Below are 18,268 nucleotides of genomic sequence, written 5' to 3'. Positions count from 1 at the left end.
TCACTCGAATCCTGGAGCGAGGGACTACCTATACCGATCGAGATCGGCAAGGGCGTCACGATAGTAGTCGTGGTGCTCCGCAAGCTTGGCATCATCCGCCGTCTTCGTCATCCAGTCTTCGAGCACGGGACGCTGGCGTGCCGCGAACGCGAGCAGATCGATAAACCTGTCGTATCGCAAAAGAGATACGAAACCGACGATGACGCGGCCGCCCGGCGTTTGGGCCGCGCGAGATACCCGGCCCAGAAGCGGCGGGTTGTGCTTCAGCACCAGGTCGGCATAACGACGGAGCTTTGTGACCTCATCTATGATCGCCTCCTCCTCCTTGTCGAAGTCCGTCCGGTCGAGGATCTTCCGATCGCGATAGACAACGGGCGCAGCGTCACTGGTGTCGCATAGCCATCCCTTGCGAGGCACAAGCATCTCGGCCTGACGGTCCTCGTCCTTGTACGGATAGAACGGCATCGTCCTGCACCGCAGTGGCTTTTCGGCATGAATGGAGCAGCGGTTATCGTCCGCCAGTTCCGGGCAGCGCATCGCCGGCGGAATAAATGAGATCGGCGTGATGACGAGCGAGATCTTCCTCTTCGGCGGAAGGATGGTGGGCACACCGATCCGGTCGAGGGCCTTCTGACCGGGCGCGCCTGTTCTGGTCGGTGTGATGCTGATGGCGAGCGGAAACCTGTCCGCGTTGGCTATCGCCTCCTTGACCGTCAGCGGCAGCCAGCCGTGGCAACATTGACCGCACCCCGTGCAAGCGAACCTATGCTCGGTCTTGGCCATGGCAGCACTTCTTGTATTTCTGTCCGGAGCCGCACGGGCATGGATCGTTCCTGCCGATCTGCAGGACGCGAACTGGTGGCGGGGTCGGATTGACTTCGCTGTCGTCGAAGAGCCAGGTGCCGTCTTGGCGGACGCAGTTCGCTCGCTCGACCTGGGTGAAGTCGCGGCCGCGATATCTGTAGCGGAATGCGAACTCCACGGTTCCGTCTTCGTCGGCCTCTGTGCCGCGATCCGTGCGCCGGACTTCCATCCCGACCCATTCAGCGTCGGGCAGCGATCGCTCCATGTCGATACGATTGAACGACATCAGCGCGTTCTCGGTGCAGGTCTTTTCCAGATAGTCGAGGTCAGCAAGTGTCGTCGCCGTGTATCGCGACCGCATCAAGGCTTCGGCGCTCGGTACTGGCTTGCCGGCAACGAATGGACCGCAGCAGTCGTCGAAGTCCCTAGTGGAACAGCAAGGGCATGATGCCATGTGATTCAATCCTGGAGTTGTCACGAATTCGAATGCCGGGCGGCGCAGGCCGCCCGGCTTGCCGATCACATCATTTGCTTGATGTCGCTGTAGGCGCCGTCGGTCTTCAGGGTCAGGGTCACTGGGGCAGTTGTGCGGTTGCGCCAGAACCAGCCGTGATTTCCATCGAAGGCAGCGGTAAGAACGCCACTATCCTCGGCGACACCGCGACCCTTCTCATAGCTGATATTCTGGCCACCGCCATCACCGTGGGTGTCGAAGTTGACGTTGCCGCCGTTCGCCGTCCAAGCGTAGTTGGCGGTCGCACCCTTCAGCATCATGAGCTTGATCTCCGCACCCTCGCCAGGCTGCAGCGTAACGGACATCTCGTCCTGCCGCATTTCCTGGGCATGGGCCGAGGAGATGCCGAACTCGCGGATGATCGTGTTCAGCAGGCTCGACCCCTGCTGCGGAACCGGAGTGGCGGTCGCGGGCTGCGTCGCCTTCACGCGGTCCATTTCCGCTTCCTCGGCAAGCTGGGTCTTGATCTCGCCCATCGCCGTCAGTCCGAGGGCCGAACCGACGCCCGTCGGATCGATGGCATACTCGGAAGGGAGAACGATGGTGACGAGAATGACGGCCGCAGCGGCGGCTGCAATGACGGTGGATTTCACGAGCTGCGCGGAAGACGGAAGGTCGTCGGCCTTGGGTGCCTGGGAGTTGAACATGTGAGATTTCCTTTTTTGATCAAGCGACGAAATAGCCGGTGAGCTGATATCCGATCAGCACGAACCCGGCGGTCATCATTAGGACGTTGGCGGTGTAGGCGTGGCGCAGGAAGCTTCCCGTCTTGCGCCAGTAGCTCATGCCGATGAGGATGATCGTGAGAGCGATGAGCTGTCCGATCTCGACGCCTACGTTGAAGGCGAGAAGGTTCGGCACGAGACCATCCTGGGCGATGTCGTATTCCAGGATCTTGGTCGCGAGGCCCAAGCCGTGGAAGAAGCCGAACACAAGGGTCGCGACTTTGGTGTTCGGCTGGAAGCCCAGCCATCGCTGGAATGCTCCGAGATTGTCTAGCGCCTTGTAGACGACCGACAGGCCGATGATTGCGTCGATGAGATAGGAGCTGACGTTCCAACCGTAGTAGACGCCCAGCAGCATCGTGGTGGAGTGACCGATGGCGAAGAGGCTGACATAGATACCGATGTGCTTCAGCCTGTAGAGGAAGAAGATCAGGCCGAACAGGAACAGCAGGTGGTCGTATCCGGTCACCATGTGCTTGGCGCCGAGATAGACGAACGGGATCAGGTTGACGCCCGAGATTTCCTGAATGTAGCCCTTATCGCCCTCGGCGACGGCATGGGCGGCCGCCGTTCCGGCCAGCACGAGAATGCTGAGAACGACAAGCAAGATCTGGAGGGCAAGCGAACCGGGCATAAACGCGCGGTTGCCGCCTCCGAGAGGTGGTTTTTTCATAGAAATAGTCCGTGATTTCATTGAGACGGCCGTCAGCCGACGGCAGGTGTCAGATCAACGAAACAGCACGCGGGGGGCGATCGATCCCGTATTGAGGACCGCTCACCAGACTGGACGTCCGGACCGAATAGGACGCAGTCGCAACGACGCGCATCGCAAGACCGGAGCTCGAGACGAGGCCCGCCTTTTCATGGCTGTGGTCTGCATGATGGTGGTCGGCCGGGCTGCCGACATCATCGGCGAGCTCGACGTCTTCATGCGAGTGACCGCTGTCATGCGCGTGCACTTCAGAGGACACGACAGTAGGCGCCGAATGCTCTCCGGGGGGATGTGAAGCCACCGACAGGAAGGAATACAGCAGAATGGCAACGACGCCCATCAAGGCGGCGATAAAGCCAGATCTGTTGTTCCGTCGATGAATCATGCCCTATCGATATCTGGCTTGAAGTTGAAGCGCAAGATTCCAACTTGACGCATCCCCTCCAGGGGGATAGGTATTTTCGCATTGAATAAGAGGTTCCTCATGTTTGCCAGTATCAAGGATTGGCTCGGCTTCGGTTCGAGCGCAGGTTCCCACTCTCACAGCCATGGATCTCATGGTCATTCGCATGGCGATGCAGGCGGCCACGGCCACACCCACGGTGTCGTCGACCCGAGCATCGCGTCCTCCGAGCGCGGGATCTGGGCGATCAAGTGGTCCTTCGTGATCCTCGCGATCACGGCAATCCTTCAGCTCATCGTGGTGTTCTACTCCGGAAGCGTGGCGCTCCTCGCGGACACCATCCACAACGTCGGTGATGCCGCCACAGCCATTCCTTTGTGGATCGCCTTCACTCTCGTCCGCCGTCCGGCCACGAAGACATTCAACTACGGCCTTGGCCGCGTCGAAGATCTGGCGGGCATGCTGATCGTGTTGATCATCCTCTTCAGCGCCATCGTCGCCGGCTATGAGGCCATCGACAGGCTCATGAACCCGCAGCCGATCACGCAGCTCGCGGCTGTCGCCATTGCCGGCATCGTCGGCTTCATCGGCAACGAGGCGGTCGCGGTCTTCCGGATCCGCGTCGGCAGGCAGATGAACAGCGCCGCGCTGATCGCCGACGGCTACCACGCGCGAACCGACGGGCTCACGAGCCTTGCCGTGGTCCTCGGAGCACTCGGCGTTTGGCTGGGCTTCCCGCTCGCCGATCCGATCATCGGCCTTCTCATCACCATCGCCATCTTCGGGATCGTCTGGCAATCCGCCCGCGCCGTCATCACGCGCAGTCTCGATGGAGTCGAGCCGGGCATTACGGACGAGATTCGCCATGCCGCGGAACACGTTGCGGGCATCGACCAGCTCAACGATGTCAAAGCACGCTGGATCGGCCACAAGCTGCACGCCGACGTGACGATCTCGCTCAACGCGGAGAAATCCGTGGCGGAAGCGAATGCCATCACGTCGGCGCTACGGAGCGAACTGACCGCACATCTCCCGGCTCTCGGAAGCGCGACCATTCAGATCGCCGACAAGGGCGCGGCACTTCCGGCCGATCGCGGCGGCCACGGACACCATCATGCTCCCGCTCCGTTCACGGTAGATTCCCGATTGGCGACCGGATTGCTGGAGATTGTCGACACCCCGGACGGCGAACGCATGCGCCTCTCGATCTCGCGGCATGCCAAAGGACTCGAAGCCGTGGTGGAGACCGCCAGAGGTGGCACCGTAGAACGACTACCGCTTCTTCCTTCGCCGTCGGATCACCATGCACTGATGAGTGCGACCGCCCCGGCGGAGCCGCATGAATTCGACGCCGTCCTGAAGCTGATGGCAGGCGTCGAGATCGACGATCTCCCCTTCCGGATGGAAGAGCCGGAAGGCCATCATCACTGACTTGTCCTTGAGGCGGTCCACGGCGTAAGGTCGGACCGCCTCCCCACCGGAGGGATAGAGAACATGGATACGATGACCGAACCGCACACGCACGAAACCCATCCCGAGATCGTCAAGCGGCTGAAGCGCGCCGAGGGCCACCTGAAGAGCGTCATCGCCATGATCGAGGGCGGGAAGCCGTGCCTCGACATCGCCCAGCAGCTCTCGGCCGTCGAGAAGGCGATCGTGAACGCCAAACGGACGCTGATCCAGGATCATCTCGACCACTGCCTTGAGGAAACGATCGGCGCGATCCCAAGGGACAAGCGGCAGTCCATCGACGAATTCAAGACGATCACGAAGTACCTCTGACACCATGGCCGCTCCGCCGGACGGCGTCTTGCCTGCGGCGGCCACGAGCGGACTTGCACGATGTTTCAGCAAATCATCGACATCCAGCGCGAGATTTATCTGACCTTCGCGGCTCACATAAAAGACTATGCCGCCGGCGGCGGCTGGACGTCCTTTCTCGCCTTTCTGCCCATGGGGATCGTCTTCGGTTCAGTCCATGCGATGACACCCGGCCACAGCAAGTCGGTGCTTGCTACCTACCTCGCTGGCTCCTCGACAAAGGCACACAGAGCTCTTCTCGTCTCACTCGCGCTGTCCTTCACCCATGTATCGATGGCGGTCGTCATCGCGCTGCTCGCCCTTCCTCTCGTGTCGCATTCCTTCGTCGATGCCGGATCGTCGCCAATCCTTGAAGTGGTGAGCCGTGGTCTTCTCGGCGTTATTGGCCTCTGGATGCTGATCTCCGCCGTCTTCCGCCACGGCCACATCCATTCCGAAGGCGAAGGTATTCTGATGGGGGTCGCCGCGGGCCTCATCCCCTGTCCGCTCACGCTCTTCGTCATGACCTTCGCGATGATCCACCAGGTCGTCGTCACCGGACTGCTGTTTGCTGTCACGATGATGTTGGGCGTCGCGTTGACGTTATCGGCCGTTGCATTGCTCGCCGTGGTTTTTCGAGATCGCATCACCTATCTGATGCGGACGCGACCGGCGCTTTTCGCCACCGTTTCGCGGGTCACAAGTGCGCTGGCGGGGACGGTTCTGATCTTGGTTGCCGCACAAGAATTGTCGAACTGGTGGGCGACGCGATGAGATTTCAGAATACCAAGCCGAGGTGTCTTCCTTTTCTAACGATAGCCTTGCTGTCATTTTCCGCGGGCGCGGCATGGGCAGACGAAGCGTCGCCCTACGACGAGTTCGCGGCGAGATGCTTGGATCAAGGTCCGCACTACGACCGCACCGTCACCCTTGCGAGAGACCGTGAATGGGGCGCGTTGTCCGAGGACATGACCCTTGGCATACTGCCGCTGAACGAGCCGACCGCCTTCCAGGGGTGGGTGATGAGGGTCGATGGTGATAAGCCCTTCGAAGCGCTCGTCGTCGCCAAGGCCATCGTCGGCGAGAAACCCGTTGAAAGCTGCACCATGGCCTTTGCGGGCATCGACGCGGCGCAATTCGAACGGGCGCTGATCTCGACCAGGAAAGCCACGGCATCCGGTCAACAAAACGGTGAACTGCGCGTGCGCAAGTTCTTCACCGTCGAACGCGACGGCGGCTTCAAGGAGGCGGTGACGCTCGATCTCCCGAGATACCCGAATGGTGCAGACGAAGTGGTGGCGAGCGTCGTCGCCGAAGAGCAGATCGAAAATTGACAGGAAACGGTCAGGCCCGTCGATAGACGAGATCGGGCGAGACGATCCACTCGCCCTTCCGGAGCGCGGTCACGTCTAGGCGCCCTCGCCGATCACGCTTGGCAACGCCGGCGAAGCGGTAGCGTCGTCCGTGCCTGTCTACGACGGATTCATGCACCGAGCGCTCGCCAAGGCGAGCCACCACCGGTCCACCGTGATCTGCAACGTCGAGGACGAAGTACTCATGCGGTATGCTACGGCTCACCATCAGACCTGCGCCTCGGCGCCGGTTCGCGCTTCGGTATTGACCGTAGCGGGTGCGGCGCACTGCGCTCGCTTCTTGACGGCGGGCCTCTTCTTCCTGATTTCGACGATGAAAGGCTTGCGTTGCTGATGCATGATTTGTCCAATGAGAATGGGTTACGAGAAAACACACTCGACTTGGCCGAGCGGTCCGAAGTCAGCGGCCAGATGCTGGCCCGAATGGACCTGCAGGATGGTCGTGCACGACCCGGTGGCGACGATATCGTTCGGTTCCAACTGACGCCCTCGCATGGCAAGCTCTGTTGCCAGCCACACGATGGCATTGATCGGGTCGTCCATGATTGATGAAGCCTTGCCCGAGAGGACGGTTTCCTTGAACAGAAAGGTCGTCACGTCGATGGATGCGAGTTCGGTGAACGACATATTCGGGGCGTACTCGCCGCAAAGCGTGGCGATATGAAGTCCGAGATCGGCAATTGCGGCATTGCCGCCGACAAAGGATTGGCGTGTTCTCCTTCCCAGCAGCCCGATTGCCGGGCGGCAGGTGAGGATGGCATCGCGTGCGCTCTCGAGATCGATGCGCTCGCCGTCCTCTGGATATGGCCGGAGCATCGTGAACGCGAACTCGCACTGCGCGCCGATCGTTCCGGGCGGAAGGCGAAACTCCCTGGCCTTGGAAAACAGGCACGACGCCGGAATTTCCGAGAAGATGGGTTTTGCCAGACCAAGCGTCCGCCGTGATCCCTCGCTCGAACCAACGATCGCGTAGCCCCTTCGCTCGAAGCCGAGTGCGTCCTGTGCTGCGGATTGGATGTCGTACGCCTCGGTTTCGGAGGTGATCAAATCCAACGGCAGGTCGCAGAGCTCCTCATGGCGGCGACTTCTCGCAAGAATGTCGGCGGTGGCGTCTTTGAGCTCGAAATACATCTCCGTCTCCAGTTCGACGTTTCGCTTCCAGAGAAGATGGCCCGCAGCGCATAAGCGATCCATTCGGAGCGATCCGCGTTGGCATCAAAATCTCATAGGATTCGTCGGAAGCTGGTGCTTGACAGAGCGAGTACCCTTTGAGATTTTCACGTCATGGGGCAGCGATCGCCCCACGAGGCCACGGCCGAAGAATCGCGTCCTGTAAACCCGCTTCAACGGAGGACGCGCCATCATGCCGTCATTTCTTGAGATCACATCAGATAAGCTCAGCCGCATCGTCGGCACACCGAGTGCCCCGACGCTTATCGACGTGCGCGTCGACGAGGATTTCGCCGCCGACCCTCGCCATCTGCCGGGTTCCATCCGGCGCGACTACCGGACTATCGTGGAATGGGGACCGTCACTTACGGGATCGGCCGTCATTATCTGCCAGCAGGGGCGCAAACTCAGCCATGGGGTCGCAGCGCATCTTCGGCACGCCGGGATTGCCGCCGAAGTCCTTGAGGGCGGCTTCGAGGCCTGGCGACAGGCCGACGGGCTACTCGTTCCCGACGACAAGCTGCCGTCCCGCGATGGCCTTGGTCGCACCGTCTGGGTGACGCGCTCTCGGCCAAAGATCGACCGGATCGCCTGCCCGTGGCTGATCCGACGGTTTGTCGACCCAAGCGCCGTTTTCCTCTTCGTTCCGGCATCGGAAGTTGCCCTAGTCGGCGATCGCTTCGGTGCGACGCCCTTTGACATCGAGGACGTCTTCTGGTCCCACCGCGGCGAACTCTGCACCTTCGACGCGATGCTTGAGGAGTTCGGCCTGAAATCCCGCCCTCTGCTCCATCTGGCGACGATCGTGCGCGGCGCAGACACCGGACGGCCGGAGCTTGCGCCTGAAGTGGCCGGGCTGCTCGCGGCATCGCTAGGTCTGTCGCGCATGTTCAACGACGATCTCGAACAATTGGAGGCAGGCCTGACGCTGTACGACGCCTTTTACCGATGGTGCCGGGACGCAACCAGCGAAACGCACAACTGGCCCAACGCCAAGGCGGGGCAGTGACATGGCGACGACCATCAGTGAAGGCACCGGTTCGCCCGGTGCGGACGAGCATTCGCTGCCGTTTTCGGAAGCCGTGAAGGTCTGGGCAAGGGTGGCCGCACTGAGCTTCGGCGGCCCCGCCGGCCAGATCGCGGTGATGCATAGGATCATCGTCGAGGAGAAGCGCTGGATCGGCGAGGAACGGTTCCTGCACGCCCTGAACTACTGCACGCTTTTGCCCGGCCCCGAGGCCCAACAACTGGCAATTTACATCGGCTGGCTGCTGCACAAGACCAAGGGCGGTCTCGTCGCTGGAACGCTGTTCGTGCTGCCTGGCGCGGTCGCCATCATGGGACTGAGCTGGATCTATGCGATCTTTGGCAATGTCGGTGCGGTTCAGGCCCTGTTCTTCGGACTGAAATCGGCGGTTCTCGCCATCGTTCTTGGCGCCGTTCTCCGGATCGGCAGCCGATCGCTGAAGAACAAGGTCATGATCGGGTTGGCGGCGGCAGCCTTCGTTGCTCTCTGGCTCTTCCAGGCACCGTTCCCACTGGTGGTGGTCGTCGCCGGGGTGATTGGTTTCATTGGCGGCAAGGCAGGCTGGGCGGCCTTCTCGACAAATGGAGGCCATGGCAAGATCGGAGGCAAGCAGGTCGCCGACGCTGACAGCCTGCTCGGCGAGGGCGTGCCCGCGCATACCCGCCCGAACGCGGCGTGGCTGCTCAGGGTCGCGGTGGTCGGTGCGATCGCTTGGTTCGGGCCGATCCTCCTGCTGTTTTGGTTCCTCGGACAGCATAACGTCTTCTCCGACATTGCCATGTTCTTCTCGAAGATGGCGATGGTGACATTCGGCGGCGCCTATGCGGTGCTGTCCTACGTGGCACAGGAGGCGGTGAACCACTACGGCTGGCTGAAGCCCGGCGAGATGCTGGACGGTCTCGGTCTGGCGGAGACGACGCCCGGCCCGCTAATCATGGTCACGCAGTTTGTCGGCTTCATGGGCGCCTACCGTGCGCCTGGCGGGCTATCGCCATTGCTTGCCGGAACGCTCGGGGGCTTGCTGACGACGTGGGTCACCTTCGTCCCGTGCTTCCTGTGGATTCTGCTCGGCGCTCCGTTCATGGAGACTTTGCGTCGCAACCAAGCCCTCTCTGCGGCACTGGCGGCCATCACAGCGGCAGTCGTAGGCATCATCTTGAACCTAGCCGTGTGGTTCGCGCTGCATGTTCTGTTTTCGGAGGTTCGTAAAGTGAGCGGTTTCGGCATTGCACTCGACGTGCCGGTCTTAAGTTCTGTGAACGTGCCGTCGCTCCTCTTGACGCTCGCTGCGATCGTTGCTGTGTTTCGCTTCAAGATTGGCCTGCTGACCGTGCTGGCGGCAAGCGCGCTCGTTGGACTAGCCTATGGCCTGACTTTTGGCGTTCGCCCGTGAACCCAGAGCAAGCCCCGACTAGCTCTTGATGGGAACAAAACCGATGTTCCACGCTTCTTGGCACCGGAACGCTTCTTCGTGAAAAGCCGCGACGAGCGAGATGCATTGGCCAAGAGCGAACCCGAATTCCTGGTCGTGGACGAAGCCCGTTGCGTTGATGCATGGGAAAAGGACTTTCGCCCAGAGTATGGTCGCCTTGCCGAGGCACCTGCACTAGCTTTCACGGCGACTGCAGGTCAGGCTATGCAGCAATGAATCCTCGCATCGCTCGGGATCGATGACGCACAATTTGGATCGAGCTCCGCGCCGACTAAATACCGATAGAGATGAATAGACGTAGAGCGGCCTCGTGCTTGCTGTTGAGCGCCCGATATGCCCGACGGGCTAGAGTTCTTGTCCTAAGGGTTCTTTGTAACGACCCGAGAGTCTGGAGAACGCAAGGCAATAGGTCATTCGTGGGAAGTGCTGTATCCTCGCAAACTATAAGTTCAAGTCAGATGCAGCGGGCACCGAGATGATAGGAAAGACCGTTCAACCTTGGGATTTCGAGGAGATTGTGCGCCTCTCCAGCGCGGAATGTCGTTTCTACGAATTACCCGCCGGCGGTGTTCCTTCATGACGGAGATACCGATGAACGGGCAATAACTAACGCGGTTCCGTCCTACTTTGTAAGCTTGAATGGTCTTGCCGCCGAACAGTCTGAGCGAGCGCGTCAGACGCTTGAGCGTCTCCAGGCCCTCGGCGATTGGGCCTCGGGCGAGATCGTTCAACGACATCTTCGCGATCAGGAACGGCTTGAAAGCGGCTACTACGACAAGAAGCCTCGGCTTACCGGTCGCCAGTCGACAAAACTCTTGCCAAACCGGGGCCGTCCACACATGGACGCAATAGACAACCTTGCAACTCCCCGTCGGTGGCCGGTCCCCAGTAGCGCTTAAAGCATTCGAAAATCCCACGCGACATCTGTGGTGGCCTGACTTAATGCTTTGACGATATCTTCTGCAGGCCACTTATCGCAGCGGCGATGACATCTTCAACAGGCCTAGATCTGTAGATTATCAGAGGATGCTTGGAGGTGTGATCATCCTCTGGAAACTGATCGTCATAGAGAAGCGAGACACAATTCCTCTGATCCAGCAATCGGTTGGAGAAGTATCGTATCCTTCGAAACTCGAGGGATCCCGGATAAATCACCGCAACGTTTGGCAGGGAAAGTAACTCGCCCTGCCTCAATGACTCCTCGTCGTAGACCGAGGTGACTTCGGCACCAGCGTCAACGAATCCTTGTTGGACACTCGATGCCGTATCGCTCATGTCGATGATCATCACGGTCATTCCGGCGAGTGGTTTGTCGAGCTTGGTCATCTGATCTCCGGTTTGAACCCTGGAAGCGCCTTCATTGATAGCGCGTGATAGCTCCAACGCCGTTCATAAGGACTGCGGATTCCCACCTCTCGTCGCGTGGCGTCAGGCCGCCTTCGCCGTTCCGCTACGCTCCAGCTTCACGGAGCCGTGGGTGACAATGTCGCCTGCGAGCCCAAGGATTCGCTCGCGATCTTCCATCAGCATGTCCCGCACTCGCTTCCATTGGCCCTCAAGGATCTGCGCCACCTCGGCTTCCATTTTATCCGGAAGCGGTTTGTCGCCTAAATCCCTGACGGTGCCCATGAACACTGGGGATTTGCCGAGCCCATAGCTTCCGACCATCCGCCTTGCGACAGCAGTCGCACGTTCGACGTCGCTGCCGATGCTCCCTCCTGCCCCGATAGATCGATCTCCGAAAACGACGAACTCCGCAGCCATGCCCGCCAAGGATACGGCAATTCGGTTCAATAGCGTCGTCTCCGTTGGGAAGTGATCTGGCGCCAAATTGTAGACCGTGCTTCCGCCAACGGATCCTTCGCCGTTCGGGTCGAAGCTATCCCTGATCTCTATAGTCGCGGCCGTCGCGTGGCCCAGTGCAAGCGAGACCAATGCATGCCCAGCTTCGTGCGCTGCCAGCCTCAGCATCTGCTGCGCGGTATAGGGCACCTTTTCAGGAAGCTGTGCCTCCAGATCACGCAACTCCAGTTCTCTGTTGTCATTCCTTGCCGCTCGTTGGGCTCTTTGAACCAGCCGCGCAAGATCCGCACCCGGTTTTCCCTCAAGCTCTAGGGCAATGTCCGTCAAGGATTCGAGCGGCAGTGCGCCCCCCGCGTGATGGCTCAGGATTTCCGCCCTCGTTTGGCTGTCTGGCAGCGAAAGCACGAAGTGTTCATCAATCCTTCCCGCCCGCAGGATCGCGGAGTCAATCCAATCCGGATAGTTTGTGGCGCCTACAAAGACGACACCCTCTCCAAGAGTTGACAAGAGGGTCAGGAAGTACGTGACCACCACCTGCCAGTATTGATCGTTATGATGTTCCGACGGTTTCGCTAACCGCTTGCCAATGGCGTCTAACTCGTCGACGAAAAGTACGGCTCCCCTTCCATCGTTCACGTTATCGAACGTCTTCCGCATCGCTGCGAGCATGTCGTCGAGCGCACCCGCCGACTGCCATGCGCCGATCGTGGTCGTTTCCAGTCTCATCCCCAGCGCGCTCGCAAGCCCAGACGCGAAAAGTGTTTTCCCGGTGCCCGGCGGACCCGAAATCAAAACCCCTGCCCTGGTCAATTTCCAATCGAGCTTCTTTTCACGCCACCGGGATACGTTATCGACAAGATCTCTCGCCCACGGCTTCACTCCATCGTAGCCGGGCAGTTCAAAAAGACTGGGTCCAATGGCATCCACGCTGTTGAAGCCGTCGATAACCTGAATGCAATCCTCGGTGAAATTTGGCTTCAGGATCGCTGCGAGCATCGCATTCTGAGGACGCTTGGCCAACTCGGAAGCCACTTCGACGGAAAACGGCTTCTTGCCGAACAGTCGCCTTGCGGCATTGACGTGTTGGGCAGTTGGCGGATCGACAAACATCACCGCAGTGGCCGCAAAGCGCACGTCTTTCGGCACATCGTCGATGTTCCCCGCGATGAGGACATCGACACCTTTCAAGTTGAAGATCGATGCTGGAGTATGAGCTACACCCTTTATGCGAGGCGGGTTGGCAAGACGGACCCTGACATCCTTATGCACCCAGTCACCGGTCCAACGATCGCGCTTTACGCCAAGCAGCGCCAATGCGGCCGCCTCATATTCGTCTACCCGATATCCTGGAGGAACCACAAAAACCAGGAATCCCCTCACGCCATACCGCAACCTGCCGATATTTCCGGCGGCGCGAACCAGACCACATCCAGCAAGCAAAACGGCCGCCTCTTTAGAGAGCTTCTCCGCTCTCGTTTTCGGATCAGCGAACTCCATTCTAGTTCCTCCCGCCCTGCTCTCGATTTCCCAGCCGATACCAACGGTTCATCGTCCTCGCGAGACCGCGTTCTGAATCCAAGAAGAAGAGCTGGCTGGTGAAAATCTCCCTGCCTTCTCGCAGACTCGGATGCCCGCTCACGATCCCCGAAAGCGCGTACGCGTGTCCAACGACAGCCTTGTAGCTGTCGAGCAGCGGCGCACTCGCCATATCGACCATTTCGAAGTCACCCGCATTCGCCCGATGTATGTCCTCAAGCAGGAGCTCGGTCGTCTGGCTGTCTATCCATTGAAACCTGTTCAAGCGCTTCCCCCGTTTTCAACGGTTCGCGGGTCAAATTGAGAAGTCAAAGCTGTATTCCTCTTCCGGCAGTGCTCGAAACGCGCGACCTCCAATGAGGCCGGGGCGCGGATACCCAACCGATACCAACCGGTAGTGCACCTGACCAACCCGAGGCTCTTGGAAAGCATTTGAACTTCGGAAATCGGCATCGAGATCAAACTTGCAGAGGGGCTTCCGCCAACTGAGAGACGCCCGAGCAAGATCGGGATCTCTCGCGTCCCGATTTCCCATTGGTCTACTACGTCCAGTGCAGAGAGCATCTCACCCCCCGTACCCTTAACCGCTTCACTCAGAAGGTCGCGACCAAGGGCGGCGTAAGTTTCACCGTAGGCTGTGAGAAGTCGCCTTGGGCTACTCTCGAGACCGTCGTGGATCCTCAGCATGCATGCCTCCTTCCTCATTTGATTCGTGCGTCTCGCGAGCAGCCCAGACACAGCGGCAACGCTCGATTCCGTAATTGAGAAACACATTTCCTATTTGCGGCAAACTGTTTCCGTTTTTGGGAAGCATGTCAACAATTTTTGTCGTTCAGTTTGCAAGGATTCAGCGGTCGTGAGATTTGTTGCGAATGTCGACGAAACACCTGATCGTGAAAGCCGCACGGACGGCTCTAGGCCTTTCCCGAAAGGAACTGGCTGATTTGGCAGGTCTGTCTGATCGAACGATCTACAGTATTGAAACAGCCCAGGACTATGTGCTGATCGACACGATGATGAAGGTACGTTCTGTATTCCGCGATCGAGGGATCGAGTTGGTTGAAAGTGACGGAACGAGGGGATGGGGCTTGTTTTTCACCAGCGATAGCCCTACCGCCGACCGAGAGGCGTAGACGCACACGGCGGGAGGCTTCTCGCGCAGGAGACCGCCTTTCCGCGTTGTAAACGCAACAGCGCAAACGCAATACGAAATCCAATTTCGTCGCTGGCGGCGCAACAGGGCATGCGCAACGGTTATGAAATCATTTTCAGTGCAACGGTAGCTCCGCGCCCTTCGATTGCGGGCTTTTTCCGCACTCACTCACTCAGCAACAGAAACGAAACGGCATTTTCTGGAACCTAGACGCCGCATATAGCCACTCCTCTCGCGTCGGTCCTAAATATGGCGGAAAGCCTTTAACCCCGCGTGGATTTCCCTAAGTTTAGGGATACTCAAAACGTCACCATCGGTAGGAGGGTATGGCCATGCCGGAGTACAGCGCAGCAAAATCAGGGACATTCAAAATCAGCGGCGATCTGGAAGTGAACCGGCTTGGCTTCGGCGCGATGCGCGTGACCGGGTCGGGCATATGGGGTCCACCAGCTGACCATGATGAAGGGATCCGGACGTTGAGGCGTCTTCCGGCGCTTGGGGTCAACTTCATCGACACGGCGGATTCCTACGGTCCGGATGTTTCTGAGTGGCTGATCAAGGAGGCGCTTCATCCCTACGCGGAAGGCTCGATCGTCGCGACAAAGGGTGGGTTGACCCGGCATGGTCCGGATATCTGGCTGCCCGTGGGGCGACCTGAATACCTCATCCAACAGGTTCACAAGAGCCTGCGGAATCTGGGTGTTGAGCAAATCGACCTCTGGCAACTCCATCGCATCGATCCCAAGGTTCCCGCGAAAGAGCAATTCGACGCGATCAAGTCGTTGATTGATTCCGGCCTTATCCGACATGCAGGTCTCAGCGAGGTTTCCGTTGCGGATATCGAGGCCGCCTCGAAGGTGTTCAAGGTTGCGACAGTTCAGAATCGATACAATCTGGTGGACCGCACCAGTGAAGACGTCCTTGACTACTGCACCAAAAACAAGATCGGCTTTATTCCCTGGTATCCCCTCGCCGCTGGCGATCTCGCCAAGCCGGGGTCACTGCTCGATTCTGTTGCGACGCTGCACGGGGTGTCGCCAAGTCAGGTCGCTCTTGCCTGGGTGCTCAAGCGCAGTCCGGTGATGATACCGATTCCGGGGACGTCGAAAGTCAGGCATTTGGAAGAGAATGTTCAGGCGGCGGATGTGGTTCTGACGAATGATCAGTTTGCCGCGCTGGACGAAGAAGGTCGGAAGGCGTTCAAGAAGTCATAGCGCTCGGGCGATTGATCGGGAGGCCTCATGGTCGAAAAAGTCGAAAAGGTTTCGTCAACCGTTGCCTCCGCCGCGACGCGCATCGATCGTAGCGTGTCCCTCGCCGAACCAGACATGGCATGGGTGGCGGAGCGGCAGTCCGCGATCAACGATATTCGTGATCCGCGCAATGCAAAACGTTCCGGTCTCGGCGAGGAACGCGCCTCAGAGCATAGAGAACGCGGCGATGACAAAAAGGACGCCGACGAACCTGCCACGCGCAAACTATCTGGCGAAAGTGACAGGATCGGCACCGGAAATCTTGATGAGGACGACGTTCCCTTCGGTGGTCACATCGGTTTCATCTAGTCATGCTGGCTTCACCAAGTCACGCAGCCGGTGAAGCCAGCCGCCCAAAGCTTCTCGAAAAGAAGGCATGGACAACGGTGTCGTCACGGGCAGCAGGGCGTTGCCGGCCCTCGGATACCTTATCACCTAAGCGCCTCGTCGATGCGGTGTAGCCAACGGAATCCAGGGCGTTGCCAGTGCGGGACCACATACGGGCAACAGTGGCTTTTGCGGAGCAACGGTTGACGATCGCGCCACCGCGCTACCTACGAACGGATTGACCGAACGACGGAGATCAATTTGAAAACCAGGATCGAGGATTATGCGCTGATAGGGGACTGTGAGACGGCGGCTCTCGTGTCTTGCGAAGGATCAATCGACTGGCTCTGCTTTCCGCGCTTCGACTCTCCCGCCTGTTTCGCGGCTATTCTGGGCGACCAAGAAAACGGGAGGTGGTCCATCACCCCTTCGCAGAAATATCACTCGTCACAACGATATCAAACAGACACGCTGATCCTCGAGACAACGTTCGAGACGGAGACCGGCGTCGCAACGGTACGCGACTTCATGCCACTTCGAGACGGCGTCAACGATGTCGTTCGCGTTGTCGAAGGCAAGGCCGGCCACGTTGCTTTCGACTTCGAGCTTGTAATCCGTTTCGACTACGGACGGACCGTACCCTGGGTCACGCAGACCAATGACGGCACTCTGACAGCCATTGCAGGTCCTGATATGCTTGTCCTCACATCGCCTATCGAACTGCAGGGCGAAGATATGCGAACCAAAGCGTCTTTCAACGTCTCGGCTGGCCAGCAATTCGCCTTCACCCTCACCTATTGCCGATCCCATCTGCCGCTGCTCACGGCTAGAAAGATATAGAATGCAGAGCGCGAAACCGCGAACTTCTGGATGGATTTCGTTAGCAAGTGTCCTGAGGTCGGCATTTGGACAGAGCAGGTCAAACGCTCGCTGATCACGCTGAAGGCGCTTACGTACATGCCGACAGGCGGGATAGTGGCCGCGGCGACAACATCGCTTCCGGAGCAGCTCGGCGGGCCGCGAAACTGGGACTATCGGTATTGTTGGCTGCGCGACGCCACGTTGACGCTGTTGGCCTTCATGAAGCTCGGCTACTACGACGAAGCCGCCGCATGGCGCAACTGGCTGTTGCGTGCCGTGGCGGGATCACCCCAGCAGATGCAGATCATGTATGGCGTGGCGGGTGAGCGAAACCTGATGGAGTGGGAAGCCACATGGCTTGAGGGATACCGTTCTTCCAGACCGGTCAGGATTGGGAATGCCGCCGCGGAGCAATTCCAGCTCGATGTCTACGGCGAAGTCGCCGACGCCATGACACAGGCCCTGAAGGGCGGGTTGCCACCCCACCCCCGTGGAAAAACCTTAAACTCCGCCCTCATCCAGTTTCTCTCCAGGGTCTGGCGCGAGCCCGACGAAGGCATATGGGAGGTTCGCGGCAACCGGCAGCATTTCACATACTCCAAGGTCATGGCCTGGGTGGCGTTTGATCGTGGTGCGTGGATGGCGATGGAGGCTGGCGACGCAGAAGCCGCACAAGAGCTGCGCGCCGCCGCGGACGAAATTCACCGCGAGGTCTGCGAGAAGGCATATGACGAGAATATTGGTAGTTTCGTCCAGGCCTACGGATCTAAGACGCTCGACGCCAGTCTGCTGCACATCGGCCTGGTCGGCTTTTTGCCGGAGGATGATCCCCGATATCTTGGAACAGTCGCTGCAATAGAGAAGAGACTTATGCGGAATGGGTTGGTCCTGCGGTACGAGACCGCTGAGGTCGACGATGGGCTGCCGCCGGGCGAAGGCGCATTCCTGGCGTGCAGTTTCTGGTTGGTCGATGCCCTCACCCTGATCGGGCGTCAAGAAGACGCGAAGACGCTCTTCGAGAGATTGCTACGACTTTGCAATGACGTAGGTCTCCTCTCCGAGGAGTATGACCCTCATCAGGAGACCATGCTGGGGAACTTCCCGCAGGCGTTCAGTCACGTCGGCCTTATCAACAGCGCCCTGAACCTCGCCCGCTGGAATGGCCCCGCCGACGAACGGTCGGCAGAGAGCTGAATGGGATAAACACGCCGCCTTTTGTCTTCGACGTGCTATGTGCCGGGCCGCATGAGCGTGGATATCATGTCTCGGTAAAGTCCACGTTGTGCCTCCGTGGGAGGTCGCCGGGTGCAGCCGCGGCAATCAAGACATCGGCACGGCAATCGCGAGTTCATTCCGCACCGTAACAATAAGAAAC

Annotated in this window: 20 protein-coding genes and 1 pseudogene; 10 read left to right on the top strand and 11 right to left on the bottom strand. The window is 59.3% G+C overall.

All coding sequences use genetic code 11. From position 1 onward, the window contains the following. Window positions 1–24: 24 nt before the first annotated feature. The 5 genes from QTL95_RS03710 to QTL95_RS03690 form a co-directional block, all read right to left on the bottom strand. On the bottom strand, window positions 25–783 hold the full coding sequence (locus QTL95_RS03710; RefSeq protein ID WP_289718609.1) for a YkgJ family cysteine cluster protein: 759 nt from the start codon (window positions 781–783) through the stop codon (window positions 25–27). Beyond that, window positions 764–1,258 carry a YchJ family protein gene (locus QTL95_RS03705; RefSeq protein ID WP_289718608.1) on the bottom strand — a complete coding sequence of 165 codons (495 nt, stop codon included), beginning with the start codon at window positions 1,256–1,258 and terminating at the stop codon, window positions 764–766. Before QTL95_RS03705 ends, QTL95_RS03710 begins: the two co-directional genes overlap by 20 nt. A 65-nt stretch (window positions 1,259–1,323) precedes the next feature. Then, on the bottom strand, window positions 1,324–1,965 hold the full coding sequence (locus QTL95_RS03700) for a transmembrane anchor protein (protein WP_289718607.1): 642 nt from the start codon (window positions 1,963–1,965) through the stop codon (window positions 1,324–1,326). 19 nt (window positions 1,966–1,984) lie between these two features. Next, a complete protein-coding gene (locus QTL95_RS03695; RefSeq protein WP_289718606.1) occupies window positions 1,985–2,716 on the bottom strand; it encodes a HupE/UreJ family protein in 732 nt (243 codons plus the stop codon). A gap of 49 nt (window positions 2,717–2,765) precedes the next feature. After that, window positions 2,766–3,140, bottom strand: coding sequence for a hypothetical protein (locus QTL95_RS03690; RefSeq protein WP_289718605.1), 375 nt, complete (start codon window positions 3,138–3,140; stop codon window positions 2,766–2,768). A gap of 99 nt (window positions 3,141–3,239) precedes the next feature. Between QTL95_RS03690 and QTL95_RS03685 the strand changes: the two genes are divergently transcribed. The 4 genes from QTL95_RS03685 to QTL95_RS03670 all read left to right on the top strand — a co-directional run bounded on the left by QTL95_RS03685 (window position 3,240) and on the right by QTL95_RS03670 (window position 6,292). After that, window positions 3,240–4,589: a cation diffusion facilitator family transporter gene (locus QTL95_RS03685; protein WP_289718604.1), complete on the top strand. Its 1,350-nt coding sequence runs from the start codon at window positions 3,240–3,242 to the stop codon at window positions 4,587–4,589. A 72-nt stretch (window positions 4,590–4,661) separates the two neighbouring features. Continuing rightward, the gene (locus tag QTL95_RS03680; protein WP_289718801.1) at window positions 4,662–4,940 is read left to right on the top strand and encodes a metal-sensing transcriptional repressor; all 279 of its coding nucleotides are present in this window, start codon (window positions 4,662–4,664) and stop codon (window positions 4,938–4,940) included. A 60-nt stretch (window positions 4,941–5,000) separates the two neighbouring features. Continuing rightward, a complete protein-coding gene (locus QTL95_RS03675; RefSeq protein ID WP_289718603.1) occupies window positions 5,001–5,732 on the top strand; it encodes a HoxN/HupN/NixA family nickel/cobalt transporter in 732 nt (243 codons plus the stop codon). A 119-nt stretch (window positions 5,733–5,851) separates the two neighbouring features. Next, window positions 5,852–6,292 (top strand): hypothetical protein, encoded by a 441-nt coding sequence (locus tag QTL95_RS03670; RefSeq protein ID WP_289718602.1) that lies wholly within the window; start codon window positions 5,852–5,854, stop codon window positions 6,290–6,292. A gap of 10 nt (window positions 6,293–6,302) precedes the next feature. Here QTL95_RS03670 and QTL95_RS03665 read toward each other — a convergent pair whose 3' ends face one another. From QTL95_RS03665 to QTL95_RS03655, 3 genes are read right to left on the bottom strand one after another with little or no spacing between them, the layout of a single operon-like run. Further along, a complete protein-coding gene (locus QTL95_RS03665; protein ID WP_289718601.1) occupies window positions 6,303–6,539 on the bottom strand; it encodes a hypothetical protein in 237 nt (78 codons plus the stop codon). Then, window positions 6,539–6,670: a hypothetical protein gene (locus QTL95_RS03660; RefSeq protein WP_289718600.1), complete on the bottom strand. Its 132-nt coding sequence runs from the start codon at window positions 6,668–6,670 to the stop codon at window positions 6,539–6,541. Before QTL95_RS03660 ends, QTL95_RS03665 begins: the two co-directional genes overlap by 1 nt. A gap of 21 nt (window positions 6,671–6,691) precedes the next feature. Continuing rightward, complete coding sequence (locus QTL95_RS03655) at window positions 6,692–7,462, bottom strand: 2-keto-4-pentenoate hydratase (RefSeq protein WP_289718599.1); 771 nt, start codon at window positions 7,460–7,462, stop codon at window positions 6,692–6,694. Window positions 7,463–7,694: 232 nt separating this feature from the next. Here QTL95_RS03655 and QTL95_RS03650 point away from each other — a divergent pair, with 232 nt between their 5' ends. After that, window positions 7,695–8,510, top strand: a complete 816-nt coding sequence (locus tag QTL95_RS03650; protein ID WP_289718598.1) for a sulfurtransferase/chromate resistance protein — start codon at window positions 7,695–7,697, stop codon at window positions 8,508–8,510. 1 nt (window position 8,511) lies between these two features. After that, window positions 8,512–9,921 (top strand): chromate efflux transporter, encoded by a 1,410-nt coding sequence (gene chrA / locus QTL95_RS03645; RefSeq protein WP_289718597.1) that lies wholly within the window; start codon window positions 8,512–8,514, stop codon window positions 9,919–9,921. 978 nt (window positions 9,922–10,899) lie between these two features. Here the strand turns inward: chrA and QTL95_RS03640 are convergent. From QTL95_RS03640 to QTL95_RS03630, 3 genes are all read right to left on the bottom strand, one after another. Then, entirely contained in the window at window positions 10,900–11,286 is a 387-nt protein-coding gene (locus tag QTL95_RS03640; protein WP_289718596.1) for a hypothetical protein, read from the bottom strand. 102 nt (window positions 11,287–11,388) lie between these two features. Next, window positions 11,389–13,260, bottom strand: a complete 1,872-nt coding sequence (locus QTL95_RS03635) for an AAA family ATPase (RefSeq protein ID WP_289718595.1) — start codon at window positions 13,258–13,260, stop codon at window positions 11,389–11,391. A gap of 1 nt (window position 13,261) precedes the next feature. Further along, window positions 13,262–13,564, bottom strand: a complete 303-nt coding sequence (locus QTL95_RS03630) for a DUF6634 family protein (RefSeq protein ID WP_289718594.1) — start codon at window positions 13,562–13,564, stop codon at window positions 13,262–13,264. Window positions 13,565–14,171: 607 nt separating this feature from the next. Here QTL95_RS03630 and QTL95_RS03625 point away from each other — a divergent pair. From QTL95_RS03625 to QTL95_RS03610, 4 genes and pseudogenes are all read left to right on the top strand, one after another. Next, window positions 14,172–14,432 (top strand): helix-turn-helix domain-containing protein, encoded by a 261-nt coding sequence (locus tag QTL95_RS03625; RefSeq protein WP_289718593.1) that lies wholly within the window; start codon window positions 14,172–14,174, stop codon window positions 14,430–14,432. A gap of 352 nt (window positions 14,433–14,784) precedes the next feature. Then, entirely contained in the window at window positions 14,785–15,666 is an 882-nt protein-coding gene (locus tag QTL95_RS03620; protein ID WP_289718592.1) for an aldo/keto reductase, read from the top strand. 27 nt (window positions 15,667–15,693) lie between these two features. Then, window positions 15,694–16,014, top strand: coding sequence for a hypothetical protein (locus QTL95_RS03615; protein WP_289718591.1), 321 nt, complete (start codon window positions 15,694–15,696; stop codon window positions 16,012–16,014). Between the two features lie 279 nt (window positions 16,015–16,293). Further along, window positions 16,294–18,087: pseudogene (locus QTL95_RS03610) on the top strand (glycoside hydrolase family 15 protein). Window positions 18,088–18,268 lie beyond the last annotated feature (181 nt).

It is taken from the genome of Rhizobium sp. S152 (assembly GCF_030380735.1).
In the GTDB taxonomy this organism is placed as follows: domain Bacteria; phylum Pseudomonadota; class Alphaproteobacteria; order Rhizobiales; family Rhizobiaceae; genus Rhizobium.
Note: the sequence above shows the minus strand (reverse complement) of the source record. Positions and strands in the feature narration are given on the sequence as shown.

Bases quoted from the DNA above. Each gene is read 5' to 3' on its own strand.
- QTL95_RS03710 (WP_289718609.1), bottom strand. From the start codon at position 783: ATGGCCAAGACCGAGCATAGGTTCGCTTGCACGGGGTGCGGTCAATGT.
- QTL95_RS03705 (WP_289718608.1), bottom strand. From the start codon at position 1,258: ATGGCATCATGCCCTTGCTGTTCCACTAGGGACTTCGACGACTGCTGC.
- QTL95_RS03700 (WP_289718607.1), bottom strand. From the start codon at position 1,965: ATGTTCAACTCCCAGGCACCCAAGGCCGACGACCTTCCGTCTTCCGCG.
- QTL95_RS03695 (WP_289718606.1), bottom strand. From the start codon at position 2,716: ATGAAAAAACCACCTCTCGGAGGCGGCAACCGCGCGTTTATGCCCGGT.
- QTL95_RS03690 (WP_289718605.1), bottom strand. From the start codon at position 3,140: ATGATTCATCGACGGAACAACAGATCTGGCTTTATCGCCGCCTTGATG.
- QTL95_RS03685 (WP_289718604.1), top strand. From the start codon at position 3,240: ATGTTTGCCAGTATCAAGGATTGGCTCGGCTTCGGTTCGAGCGCAGGT.
- QTL95_RS03680 (WP_289718801.1), top strand. From the start codon at position 4,662: ATGACCGAACCGCACACGCACGAAACCCATCCCGAGATCGTCAAGCGG.
- QTL95_RS03675 (WP_289718603.1), top strand. From the start codon at position 5,001: ATGTTTCAGCAAATCATCGACATCCAGCGCGAGATTTATCTGACCTTC.
- QTL95_RS03665 (WP_289718601.1), bottom strand. From the start codon at position 6,539: ATGGTGAGCCGTAGCATACCGCATGAGTACTTCGTCCTCGACGTTGCA.
- QTL95_RS03660 (WP_289718600.1), bottom strand. From the start codon at position 6,670: ATGCATCAGCAACGCAAGCCTTTCATCGTCGAAATCAGGAAGAAGAGG.
- QTL95_RS03655 (WP_289718599.1), bottom strand. From the start codon at position 7,462: ATGTATTTCGAGCTCAAAGACGCCACCGCCGACATTCTTGCGAGAAGT.
- QTL95_RS03650 (WP_289718598.1), top strand. From the start codon at position 7,695: ATGCCGTCATTTCTTGAGATCACATCAGATAAGCTCAGCCGCATCGTC.
- chrA (WP_289718597.1), top strand. From the start codon at position 8,512: ATGGCGACGACCATCAGTGAAGGCACCGGTTCGCCCGGTGCGGACGAG.
- QTL95_RS03640 (WP_289718596.1), bottom strand. From the start codon at position 11,286: ATGACCAAGCTCGACAAACCACTCGCCGGAATGACCGTGATGATCATC.
- QTL95_RS03635 (WP_289718595.1), bottom strand. From the start codon at position 13,260: ATGGAGTTCGCTGATCCGAAAACGAGAGCGGAGAAGCTCTCTAAAGAG.
- QTL95_RS03625 (WP_289718593.1), top strand. From the start codon at position 14,172: ATGTCGACGAAACACCTGATCGTGAAAGCCGCACGGACGGCTCTAGGC.
- QTL95_RS03620 (WP_289718592.1), top strand. From the start codon at position 14,785: ATGCCGGAGTACAGCGCAGCAAAATCAGGGACATTCAAAATCAGCGGC.
- QTL95_RS03615 (WP_289718591.1), top strand. From the start codon at position 15,694: ATGGTCGAAAAAGTCGAAAAGGTTTCGTCAACCGTTGCCTCCGCCGCG.